The following is an 11,679-nucleotide window of genomic DNA, read 5'->3' as shown; positions in this document are numbered from 1 at the left end:
ATCTATAAGTGATAGCCGAAGCCATCTTTCAACATCTCGCCATGAAGCGAAATGAATTATCCGGTATTAGCTCCGGTTTCCCGGAGTTATCCCAGTCTTAAAGGTAGGTTGCCCACGTGTTACTCACCCGTCCGCCGCTAACAACGAGGAGCAAGCTCCTCATTGTTCGCTCGACTTGCATGTATTAGGCACGCCGCCAGCGTTCGTCCTGAGCCAGGATCAAACTCTCCATAAAAGTTAAGTTTGACTTGCTCATAAAACATTTTGTAAGAATCTATGTTCTTAATTTTAAATTTAACGTTGACGTTTCGTCTTTTCAGTTTTCAAAGTTCAATCATCGTCTCTGTGAGGCGACTTTATTAATTTAACACATCCTCATTATAAAGTCAACCACTTTTTTAAAGACATTTTTTCTCTTTTTTCAAAAGTAAGTAAGTTGTCTTGAGGACGGATATAAATATACCACGCCTCCAAAATGATTGCAATATAATTTTATAATTTTTTTCAAAATCTATTAATTCACTATCATGTTTTGATTCCTCCTTTCATATTTCTAATAATAAGTCATAAAATCGAAAGGGGATCGCTAAATGCTAACACTACTAGCTTTTTACGTATCATTTTCCACCGCCGTTTACTTATTTTCATTCTCTTATATAGAAGCACTCAAAATCTTTAGTTCTTCAGAAAAGGTTTACGGTGGTACATTTATTTTTGCAACCACAATGGCTCTTGTCTTTTCTACCGCATGCACTTGGTTTGTCTAGCCACCATCAATTCTATCAGAATAATACCTACTCATCCTAACCCAACTAAGACGCCACCCCCCGATATTTTAGAGGTTGGAACTTATAGTTTTTTCAAATTCAGACTAAAGGAGCTCCTTTTCCAGAATACTCGAAAGTCAATTTTGTATTGTATCTCAAAGTAGTTATTTGTAAAGGTTATGTCTCTTAGAGTAAGCGTGGAATCTTCTAGTGTGAGACTTCATGTCTTTACCTAACGAGAAATTTCCCAATTCTACTAAAAGGAAGAAATTTCTCATTATACCTTATTACCTATTATTTCTTAGTATCTGGAGCAAAAAAATTCACAAACACTCCATGACGGCGACCCCACCACATCTACCATGAATAAATCCGCATTAATCCCAATAGTGGTTATGACTGATTTATTATGTATAAGCTAAATGCTTTTGCTCCGCCTAAGTATTCCTTTAACACTCTCTTTATCTGAAATGAATAGCTAATATTAAACTGTAAGAGTGAAAATGAAACTTTCCATTCTATTAAGCTAAATCCTGCAAAATTTATTGTTTTTTGTACCAGCCTATAAACTGATACCAAGCTTGGTTCGGGATCATCTAATCGTAATTTTCTTGAATGTAACCTCTGCATAAATAAATTTTAACCCAAAATGATGGATCAATAGCAATAGTGAATACGAAAAAATCCTTCTATTAAACCGACTCACTTCTTTCAACAATTCAGCTTATGCTGATGATGCGTTTTTTCTTTTCATCTTATTTTCATTAAGTAGAAATAAGAAAATTCCAATCATAATAATCCCACCACCTATAACCTGATAAGGCGTTACCACCTCACCCAATAGTAGGTATGCTAAGAGTGAAGCACCTATCGGCTCTATGAGAATGACCATTGAAATGGTGGACGTACTAATCCATTTTAATGACCAATTAAACAAGGTATGACCTAAAAGAGTCGGAATAAGAGCAAGGAGCACAAAATACAACCACTCTATCTTAGGTAAAGAAATATAATTTTCACCTTTAATCCAAACATATATAAACAGCACTAAACTACTGATACTGTAAACAACATATGTATAGGTGACGAGAGAAAGACGCCTTCTTACATTTTGACCAAATAACAAATAGGCGGTTATTAGAGCACAAGCCATTAACGCAAGAATATCTCCCCATAACGCTAAGCCACTAATACGAAAATCTCCCCAACTAATCAGGACACTTCCACACAATGCTAGCCCACCTGCTAATATGGCTTTTACACTTAACTTCTCATTAAAAAAAATATACGTTCCAATAAAGGCAAATAGTGGCTGCAATGTGACAAGCACGGTCGAACTTGCGACTGACGTGTAGTTCAGCGACTCAAACCAAAGTATAAAGTGAAACGCTAAAAAAATACCGGATACAATAGAAAACACCCAATCTCTTTTGGTAATCTTTTTCAATTCTTGTCTAAACTTCAACCAAAATAAAGGGGACATTAATATGACTGTGAAAAATAACCGATAAAATGCAATAACTCCCGCTTCAGCAGTTGATAGTTTAACGAATATTGCTGAAGTAGATACAGCAATAACCCCAATCCACAGAGCTAGATAAGGCTTCATTTTTTGTTTTTCCATTAGTTACTCCTCTCCATTTTAAGAAATTCAATATAGTAAGACTTTCATCAAATTTACACTATTCTGATGATTAGTTACAACAATTCCCCTTGGCCCTCTCCTCTAACTGTATCACCTCAATAATAAAGGAGATTTTAGAATTTTTTCTTTTGATATTTATTTGAAAATAATCTTTCAAAAAGGCTGTTTTTTCAAAGATTGTTGCTTGTCGCACGAGTCTATAAGCTGTTATATAGCTTTGTTTTGGGCATCTTTTCATCTATTTTTGATGAATACAAACAACAAAATGAAGGATGGAATCTAATATTAGATGAAATAACAACAATGTATGCGAAAAGACCCACAAAAACTATGAGAAAGAAAGGGGCTTAATATCGATATGATGGATATGATAGATATTGAAATCATAATTAAGTTATGTTTATCCGCCCTTTTTGGGTTGCTCATCGGCTTTGAAAGAGAACTAAAAAGAAAGCCTATCGGCATTAAAACTTGTCTGGTTATGTCCACAGTTAGTTGTTTATTGACTATTATTTCTATCGAATCAGCGTATTCATTTCCAGCTAATGCCGATGTTAACATCACAATGGATCCCCTTCGCTTAGCCTCTCAAATCGTTTCAGGTATTGGATTTTTAGGTGCGGGAGTTATTCTTCACCGAAGTAATGAAAGTATCTCCGGTTTAACAACAGCCGCCTTAATTTGGGGAGCTGCAAGCTTAGGCATCGCTGTCGGAGCAGGCTTTTACACTGCAGCGTTAACTGTTGTATTAATAATTATTTTTGGAATTCAGATTTTACCCATGATTTTAAATCGCTTAGGCCCCAAAAAATTGAGTGAGAAGGAAATACTTTTAAAAATTACACTTTTTGATCAAACAGAAATACAGAGAGTGATCAACTCCCTTGAAGAGGAAGAAATTCATATCATTCACACTAGAATAAAGGATATGAAAAATGGTTCCCATTTACTCGAACTAAGAGTGTCAGTGAATCACCAAAAGAATTCAACAAATGTATATCACATCGCCAGTAACATTGCGGGAGTGAAAGGAGTAGAGACAAAAAGTTTTTAGCAAACTGTCTTTAATGGAATGTCCTTTTTTTAAGGCTCTTTTCGCATACTTTGTTGTTCTAGCATACGAAAACGGATGGAAACACGCTATTCTTCCCTCATTTCGTGTTAAAAAAGTTGCGAAAAGATGCCCGAAGTCAATCCCCATCATAATAGGAGGGCTCATTCGAAAAACCGCAATCTTTGCGAATACAGCCTTTTTTAAAGAAGGCTGTTTTTGCAAAGTTTATGGTTTTTCGAATCAGTTGATCATCTATGATAGAGCTTTGTTTCGGGCATCATTTCGTCTATTTTCGAGAGAAATCAACCATCAAATAAAGGAGCAAAGAATTGCATGGAACAATGGTATGATCAATTAAAAAAATGGCAAAATACCAATCAACTTTTATTTGTTGAGTATGTGGTAATTAGGATGGGGACATCATCTTTTTCCGGGCGCTTACTCGATTTCCCACCCTCATCAAACACCTTTCTTTTTTACAACGATGATACTAAGTCGGTCTTGAGCCTAGCAGTAAGTCAAATTGATAAGATCGAACCTTTCCATCATCATCCATAAGGGACTTTATTTTCACTGATGAATTTCCGTTCAGAGTATCACTCCTTAAAAGTCATTTCCAAACAAAAATACCTCGTAATTTACGAGGTAAGGAGTGAGATATATTCAAACCGATTGCCGATGATGTCCCAGTGACAGTAAAATGATAATTTGATTAAACACTTTTTGTGGGAATGCCTATACGTGGAAAGTATTTAACTTGGATAGTGAGCGTTGAGATAGGGGCGTTTTGTTGTATAGTATTGTTTTCTTCGTCACTTATCGGCTGTTTGCCATACTCAAATTTCATATAATTTAAAACACAGTATCCAGACTGGACCCTTGTCTACATTTTAGCTTTTACGACTAAATGCACGAATGAAATGCAAGTCGAATTATACATTTAGTGTTCATAGAATAAGATAAGGAAATGAGTCATAGGTAGCTAATCGCCATCTTATAGAGGTGCTCCTACCAAACATACTCAAGTACTTATTTATCTGTTGACTTATCGATCGATTACAAAACTAAAAGATCTACACGTTTTTTTTCCTTCAAGATTTTGATTAGGAAGTACTTCATCGATAAACTGGTTTAATACACTAGCAACACGATCTTCTTTGCGAACAACATATAAATACTGGACAAGTTCACAGATTTTTTTTGTTTGAGCAAGATTTATTTCACTATCATAATTTTTAACAATAGCAAATATTTGTTTAAAATCATCATCGTTATATATACCACTATCCACTCTCGCTTTTAATTTCACTACTTTATTTTTTTCCATTTCACTCAATATTGTTCTACCCAACTTCAAAACCCCCTATTTACCGAATCATTTAATCTCTAGTAACAACATACTATATACACCATTACACAAACATTACAAAACCCCCATTTCGAATAAAATGAGGGTTTTGTATTGCTTTTTATCGAAATATGAGATGAACTAATTATTTTGAATTGATTCCCTCTTTTCTTCGTAATACTCAATTTCCTTATCTTTTTTTTCACACACAAGTAGATAAATCATTTGATCATAATACAATTCTTCAGTAGGATGCAATTTTATTAGCAGCTTTAATATATCGATAGATTGCTCTGGTGTAATATCAAAATCCAATAATTCTTCACAAATTTCAACTATTTTTGATTCAAACGATGATCGCGCTTCCAACATCCACTCATCGTAAAAGCTAGGAAACAACGGATCAGGTAAGCTGCTTATTAAGTCAATAATGGCATGAACATGTTGTTCAATATGATCGTAAGTTCCTACTTTTCTAAACCATTCTAACCATTCTAAATAATCGACTTTTGTCCGGACAACTAAAGAGACTCCCTCTCGTTCAATTAATAAATAATTATCTATTTCTTCTCCGGTATGTTCTTCTATCAACGATTTGATATGATTCAGCGAAACTCGAAGCTGATTTCTAGCTTTATTTAATTCTAGATCTGGCCAGAATGTATCAAATAGTTGCTCTCTCGTCACATTATTATGGATAGCAATATAACTAAACAACTGCTTTGCTTTTCGCTGATTCCATTTACCATTTAGAGATTTCCCATCAATTTTCACGTCAAACGGAGACACGACGGAAACCTCAATCAATTTTTTGCTCATTAGTTGGTGAACAGCGGCTTCAAGGATAAATTGTAAATCATCCGCTAATTTTTCTCCAAATACAGTTTTCGGAGGCTGTATATTGTTTTCACCAATCACCTTTTCTACAAAGTCACGAACCCAATGAGCAAGAAGGTCTGCCTGATCCATCATAATGGCATTTGAAGAATTGGGAACGATTAGAAAACGGTCCTTATTTAAATATTTCATATCCAATAGATGAAGTTTTGGTGGGTAGATTGGGTCATATTCTCCGACAATATTACAGATTGGAACCGAGATTGAGTTAAATGTTTTTGCGGTGTAGTTAAGAACACTTTCACCGCATAATTTGTAAAATTTTATATATGCATCTTCATTCACTGTCTCGTACATATTCTTAACATTTGAAATTTTTTTCTCATCTTTATAATAAAATAAACTATTCACTAAAATATCTACTAAATCATTTTTCTCTTTCATGAACATCTTCATCCGCCTCGAGAGCTCTTTCTCTCCGAGTTCTTGCGGATAGAATATAGGCGTTGAAATTAAAACTAGTGATTTCAGATAAGGCTTTCCCGCCGAAGCTAACTCTAGACCAAAATTCCCACCTCCACCGTATCCAACAAAATGAATCATTGAAATATGAAGTTCATCGAGAATACTTTCAAGCTCTCTACTCAAAAACTCCCAGGTCCATTTGGTCAAACGATAGTCTTTTTGATTCGATCCATGCCCTGGGAGATTATATCGAAGAACATGAAAATACGGTTGAAGTAATTTAACTGTTGATGTCCAAATATTCATATCCAACCCTAAACCATGTACAAGTAAAATCGTCTCAGCATCCTTATTTTCACAAGGGTGATAGTCATAATAAATTGGACGATTATTATCTAATAACGTAATCGGCATTTGTATCTCTCCTACTAAAATTCCCTATTAGTAATCATAGCGTGAACCGATTCCAAATGATAGAAGAAAATGAACAAAATTAAACTAGACTCATATATAGTCAATTTAATCAACATTATTTATCCCTAAAAAAAGTCATTAATATACACTTTGATGGAAATTAATAAAGGGTGGCATAATAGATTTAAGAGAAATTAGTAATAAGGAGCTTGTTATGAATCCTCTTTCTGATTATGAACAAAAATTAATTGAAATCACTCAAAACAGAGTGCACAACTACCAGTTAACTCATGAAGCTTGGTTTGATTATGTTCTATTCACTCCGATGTGGTGGCTGTTGATTGCGATTACGATCTTCCCTTGGATTGTTTGGTACTACCTAAAACCTAAATTAGAGTATGCTCGACTTTTATACGGGACTTTTTTCGTGATAGTGATTGCTTCAATAATGGATTACATAGGAATCGCGACCGGAGCATGGTATTACCGTTACCCCTTAGCCCCTTTCACTCCTGAATGCATCCCATGGGATATTACAGTCGTCCCAGTCAGTTTATTATTCTTTTTACAGGTAAAAAAGGGTGTTCATCCGTTTCTGAAAGCAGTTATATGGGGAGGAGGAGCAGCTTTTATTGGCGAACCTTTTTTAGAATGGATAGCCTTCTATCAGCCCCTTAAATGGAATAGTTTTTATTCCTTCTTTATTTATGTAGCACTTTATATGACTGCTCACTTTTTTGCATTTAAAAATAGCGGATTTGAAAAATGTGAAGTGCATCCTCAACGATAAGAAACCTTTTCTATTTAATAAAGTCGCAATAGTATTTATATACTTATTTAACAGGACAAGATGCTTCTCTGTATTCCTCATTAACATTTTTTTAAGGCTCTATACGTATACATTGTTGCTATTTCACCTAATTTTAGATTCCATCCTTCATTTTGTTGTTTATATTCAACAAAAAACAGACGAAAAGGACCCCAAAGCAAAGCTACCTAACAGTTTATAGACTGATTCGACAAGCAACAACCTTTGAGAAAACAGCCTTTCCTATTGAAAAATTCTTCATTTCTAGATAAAAAGGAAGAAATCAATTTAAAAAACCTACTGCCTGTTTTTTCTTTGTGTCAAGAGCTACAAAGTATACGAAATGAGTCTTGAGAAAACAGCCTAATTTAAACAGAAAGGATGGGAATTCCAATGAACTCCCATCCTTTCTTAAGATAATTTCTAACTAAATTTCATATCAAATATGTCATCGAGCAGAAAAATCATCAATATCGCGATGATTTAATACACATCTTGTTTTGGCTTACGCACCAAACTCATAATACCAGCAATCAAGAATAAAAGCGCTGGTAACCAACCAAAGAGTAAGGTCATCAGAGCAATGATGACCGCTCCGATAATCAACAAAATTCCAGCCAATTTAGGTTTTTTATTGCCTTTTAAACTAAAAATCGCAATAAGTCCTATTACAAGTCCAATGACCCCAGCTGCAACGATAACCCAACCAGCACCCCCAATCATTTCAATAAATTGAGTTGGGTTCACATCTGCCAAATCTGGGTCTGTTGTGAACTCAGCTTCTATGTCGGCAAGAACCTGTTCGTTTTGCAATAAAAGAGCAAAAAACCCCCCCGCAAAAGCCATTAATACACTGGTAATTACCCCAATAACGGATAAAACAATTTCTACTGTTCTTTTCACTTACCTGTCCCCCTTTAGGATGTTCACTACAACTATAGATACGTATGATCGACGGAAAGGTTTCAATTTCTGCCATCCTTTACGGAAAATCACCCTGTATCAGTTCCTTCTTATTTTGATCATAAACAAGAAAGAAATATTGTAATCTTTGTACCAAATACAATATACCAAATTTCCCATTCAGTTTCAGCAGAAAATTCAATATTTTTCAAATTTATGACATTATTATGAGCTAAACTATTCGATATCCTAAAAAGCTTTTGTGATGGTGAATATACTCTCTCTCATATGGAACATTTCAGGAAAACCCACTCTTCCTTCCAATTTTACTTTCTCTGGTTTGATTGCTTAATCGTATTCTAATCCCATGAAATAAACGAATAGATTCCTACAAAAAAACTCAGCATTAATGCTGAGTTTTTTGTCTCATCTGAAAAACATCAATCGTTTGTTGCAACTCTTCAGCTAAATCAGATAAAGAATGTGCAGATGAAGAAATTTCTTCCATAGCCGCAAGCTGTTCTTGACTTCCGGCCGAGCTTTCTTGACTCGCTTGAACGCTTGTCTCAGCTATTTCTTTCACATTATTAATTGAATCAACAATATGCTCGCTTACCATTGTCATTTGCAAAACGGCTGCAGATACCTCCTCTACTCTTGTTGAAACATCTGTGATGGAATGATCGATAAGTGCAAAAGCCTGATCTACTTGTTTTGAAAAAGTAATACCGTGTTCCACCTGTTCTGTCCCAGCATTCATGGACAAAATGGCCTTTTTCGTCTCAGCTTGAATATTTTCAATCATATTTGTGATCTTTTCCGCTGCATTACGTGAACCTTCTGCTAATTTTCTTACCTCATCCGCAACAACGGCAAAACCTTTCCCATGCTCCCCTGCTCTCGCCGCTTCAATCGCTGCATTTAGGGCGAGCAAATTCGTTTGATCCGCAATGGTTGTAATGACCTCTGTTATACTCCCAATCTCCGAAGACTTCACACCTAATATCTCGATGATTTGTGACGTGTCATCGACATTTTTTGAAATTAAATTCATTTGCTTTACTACATTTTCAACATTAGCTGAGCCTTTTTGAGTAGATCGTATCGATTCTTCAGTACGCTGAGACATCTCAGAAGCTTTTGAAGCGATCTCATTGATACCTGTTGACAATTGATTCACTGCAACCGAGACATCATTGATGCTTTGTAACTGTTGCTCGGCTCCTGCAGCTGAATTTTGAGCTAATGCTGACAGATGATCGGTAGCTTTCACGGTTTGATCCGCACTCGCATTAAATTCTTCTCCTGAAGCTGCCACTTGGTGAGTAGCTGAACGAACCGTCGAAATGGTTCCATTTAAATCTTCAACCATTCGATTTAAGGAGGTCACCATCTCTCCAATTTCGTCACGATTTTTAATATTTATTTTATCCACTGCCAAATTTCCAGCAGCTACTTCCTTCAATACTCTAGTCACTCTTCTAATCGGCGTAGCAATGAGTCTTGTCATGATAATGACAATAACAATTCCAGCTATGGTGGCTAAAACCATAAAGAACATCGTATTGGTTCTCGCTTGTTGAAAACTTGTTGAAACTGCTTCCTTTGAAGAAACGATTGAGTTTTCATTGATTTCAACAATTTTGGCGATATTTGCTTCAATGCTCGTGATGGTGATTTGCGCTTCTTGTTGTAAGCGATTAATCGTAATCATGTTATATTCCCCTTGGTTAAGAACCTGATCTACAATTGTAATCGACTTATCTCGATGCGCGGTAAGATTAGAAAATAATTGCTGTTCTTTCTCATTATCAATATATTGTTGATAATGATCATATAACTCATCAAAACGCTTCTTATTTTCTTCTAATTGTCCTGAAAATTTCTTCATATCTACATTATGATTGGCTCGTAATGCATTTGTATATTCAAGTAAAATACCATAGGTTAATTCATGCGCCCCCTTAATTTCTAGGACTGATTCAATTGCAGGAAATTCATTTTCCGTCATTGAATTGACCGACGTACTCACTCGATTCATTTGCATAAGATTGAAAGCATTTCCGACTAGCATTAAAAATAAAATAATAATAAATCCCGTTATAATTTTCTTCCTTATGCTCATGTTGATTCGAAGCTTTTTGAATTTCTTCACCTTAAACTCCCCCAATTCTCCAGCGATATTGATGTTATCTTTATTTTAGCTGATATTCAGGCAGATGTTCAGAATTTTTTATAAAAAAACAAAAATTTCGCGTTATATCGTGGAAATTCTATCTTTTCACTTACATGGTTTTAGCAAATAGACACATATAGCTTGAATCAAACAAAAAGAATATTCTAATAATCAGGCAAAAAAATTTTATATGTTAAAATACCCCTACATTTACATTTTAAGGGCAAACCAATCGAAAGGTTGGGACGCAAAGCTATAGGGGCTACTCTAATTGGAACGCCAGCCAGCTGCTTCACATTTACTGTGTTGCCTTCATTCCTATAGGCATTTTTTTCTATTTTATTGGTGGTCCGCATGAAATTTTTTATGAATTTAAAATTTAGAAGAAAGATCATTTTACTAGTTTTATTTTTTACCGTCATTCCGCTTATCATCACGACCTGGATTAGCTACAAACAAACCTATGGCGGCATAAAGGACTTAACATTTACAGACCTAAACTATATGGTGGGCTTACAAGCAGACACCCTATCCAATTACACTGAAACGATAAATTCAGGCAATGAAAATCAAACCACTATCGCAAAGCTCGTTAGCGGCATAAAAGAAAAATACTACGAACCAAATGGGATGACTGGATATGCATTTATATTAGATGAAGCCGGAAATGTTATTCATCACCCTAATCCTGATACAATCGGAACCAGTTTAATTCAACACAGCTTTGTTGAAGAGATGGTAACTAAGAAGACAGGATTTATTGAATATGATTGGGATGGCGGCAAGAAGGTGATTGCCTTCAAGGAGCTTCCGAACGGTTGGGTTCTAGGAGTGGGGAGTTACCTACACGATATTATGCAGCCTGCTACGAATATTTTCAAAACGCTAATACTTATAACCATTATTGTAGTTATCCTAACATTCATTATCATCATTCCCGTTACCTACTATATCTTGAGACCGTTTAATCAGCTAACGTCCGGAATGAATCGTTTTAAAGAAGGGGATTTAACGGTCTGGCTTCCGGTTCACTCAAATGACGAAATCGGGCAAATGAAAATAATTTTTAATGAAATGACTAGTCATTTCCATATCATTACAAAAACCATCCAAAATTCCTCTGATAAACTATTACAATCGTCAGAAGAGCTGATGGCAAGTGCTGAAGAAAATACAGTAGTCGCTGACAATATCATGGTTAACATTCAAGATATTTCTTCAAGTGCAGAAGCACAAACAAAGCTTTCAGACGCAAATCATTC

The 11,679-nt window shown here is 35.3% G+C and carries 9 protein-coding genes, 1 rRNA gene, 2 pseudogenes and 1 riboswitch; of the genes and pseudogenes, 5 read left to right on the top strand and 7 right to left on the bottom strand.

The features are described from left to right. Positions 1–235 (bottom strand): 16S ribosomal RNA (locus U8D43_RS06695); the annotation flags it as partial. A gap of 355 nt (positions 236–590) precedes the next feature. Here U8D43_RS06695 and U8D43_RS06690 point away from each other — a divergent pair. Further along, positions 591–767 carry a hypothetical protein gene (locus tag U8D43_RS06690; protein ID WP_335870395.1) on the top strand — a complete coding sequence of 59 codons (177 nt, stop codon included), beginning with the start codon at positions 591–593 and terminating at the stop codon, positions 765–767. A 724-nt stretch (positions 768–1,491) separates the two neighbouring features. Here U8D43_RS06690 and U8D43_RS06685 read toward each other — a convergent pair. Continuing rightward, positions 1,492–2,391 carry a DMT family transporter gene (locus U8D43_RS06685; protein ID WP_335870394.1) on the bottom strand — a complete coding sequence of 300 codons (900 nt, stop codon included), beginning with the start codon at positions 2,389–2,391 and terminating at the stop codon, positions 1,492–1,494. 382 nt (positions 2,392–2,773) lie between these two features. Here U8D43_RS06685 and U8D43_RS06680 point away from each other — a divergent pair, with 382 nt between their 5' ends. Continuing rightward, positions 2,774–3,466 (top strand): MgtC/SapB family protein, encoded by a 693-nt coding sequence (locus U8D43_RS06680; protein WP_335870404.1) that lies wholly within the window; start codon positions 2,774–2,776, stop codon positions 3,464–3,466. 333 nt (positions 3,467–3,799) lie between these two features. Next, on the top strand, positions 3,800–4,024 hold the full coding sequence (locus U8D43_RS06675) for a hypothetical protein (RefSeq protein ID WP_335870393.1): 225 nt from the start codon (positions 3,800–3,802) through the stop codon (positions 4,022–4,024). Between the two features lie 487 nt (positions 4,025–4,511). On the opposite strand, the gene U8D43_RS06670 is transcribed toward U8D43_RS06675, so the two are convergent. Beyond that, on the bottom strand, positions 4,512–4,817 hold the full coding sequence (locus tag U8D43_RS06670) for a hypothetical protein (RefSeq protein ID WP_335870392.1): 306 nt from the start codon (positions 4,815–4,817) through the stop codon (positions 4,512–4,514). A 138-nt stretch (positions 4,818–4,955) separates the two neighbouring features. Next, positions 4,956–6,530 (bottom strand): alpha/beta hydrolase, encoded by a 1,575-nt coding sequence (locus U8D43_RS06665; protein ID WP_335870391.1) that lies wholly within the window; start codon positions 6,528–6,530, stop codon positions 4,956–4,958. Positions 6,531–6,744: 214 nt separating this feature from the next. On the opposite strand from U8D43_RS06665, the gene U8D43_RS06660 reads away from it, so the two are divergent. Then, positions 6,745–7,320: a CBO0543 family protein gene (locus U8D43_RS06660; RefSeq protein ID WP_335870390.1), complete on the top strand. Its 576-nt coding sequence runs from the start codon at positions 6,745–6,747 to the stop codon at positions 7,318–7,320. A gap of 501 nt (positions 7,321–7,821) precedes the next feature. Here the strand turns inward: U8D43_RS06660 and U8D43_RS06655 are convergent. The 3 genes and pseudogenes from U8D43_RS06655 to U8D43_RS20920 form a co-directional block, all read right to left on the bottom strand. Continuing rightward, complete coding sequence (locus U8D43_RS06655; RefSeq protein ID WP_335870389.1) at positions 7,822–8,241, bottom strand: DUF4064 domain-containing protein; 420 nt, start codon at positions 8,239–8,241, stop codon at positions 7,822–7,824. Positions 8,242–8,647: 406 nt separating this feature from the next. Further along, positions 8,648–9,613 carry a methyl-accepting chemotaxis protein gene (locus tag U8D43_RS20925; protein ID WP_442893573.1) on the bottom strand — a complete coding sequence of 322 codons (966 nt, stop codon included), beginning with the start codon at positions 9,611–9,613 and terminating at the stop codon, positions 8,648–8,650. Further along, positions 9,608–10,366 (bottom strand): annotated as a pseudogene (locus U8D43_RS20920) (HAMP domain-containing protein); the annotation flags it as partial. The pseudogene U8D43_RS20920 and the gene U8D43_RS20925, both read right to left, overlap by 6 nt. A gap of 263 nt (positions 10,367–10,629) precedes the next feature. Next, positions 10,630–10,712: riboswitch (cyclic di-GMP riboswitch) on the top strand. Between the two features lie 59 nt (positions 10,713–10,771). Between U8D43_RS20920 and U8D43_RS20915 the strand changes: the two are divergent. Continuing rightward, a pseudogene (locus U8D43_RS20915) lies at positions 10,772–11,485 on the top strand (cache domain-containing protein); the annotation flags it as partial. Positions 11,486–11,679: the final 194 nt, after the last annotated feature.

It is taken from the genome of Bacillus sp. 2205SS5-2 (assembly GCF_037024155.1).
Lineage (GTDB): Bacteria > Bacillota > Bacilli > Bacillales > Bacillaceae_K > Bacillus_CI.
The sequence above is the reverse complement of the archived record's forward strand: the minus strand, read 5'-3'. Positions and strand labels throughout refer to the sequence as shown.

Coding starts and splice junctions, on each gene's coding strand:
- U8D43_RS06685 (WP_335870394.1), bottom strand. CDS start 2,391: ATGGAAAAACAAAAAATGAAGCCTTATCTAGCTCTGTGGATTGGGGTT.
- U8D43_RS06665 (WP_335870391.1), bottom strand. CDS start 6,530: ATGCCGATTACGTTATTAGATAATAATCGTCCAATTTATTATGACTAT.
- U8D43_RS06675 (WP_335870393.1), top strand. CDS start 3,800: ATGGAACAATGGTATGATCAATTAAAAAAATGGCAAAATACCAATCAA.
- U8D43_RS06690 (WP_335870395.1), top strand. CDS start 591: ATGCTAACACTACTAGCTTTTTACGTATCATTTTCCACCGCCGTTTAC.
- U8D43_RS06680 (WP_335870404.1), top strand. CDS start 2,774: ATGGATATGATAGATATTGAAATCATAATTAAGTTATGTTTATCCGCC.
- U8D43_RS06660 (WP_335870390.1), top strand. CDS start 6,745: ATGAATCCTCTTTCTGATTATGAACAAAAATTAATTGAAATCACTCAA.
- U8D43_RS20925 (WP_442893573.1), bottom strand. CDS start 9,613: ATGGTTGAAGATTTAAATGGAACCATTTCGACGGTTCGTTCAGCTACT.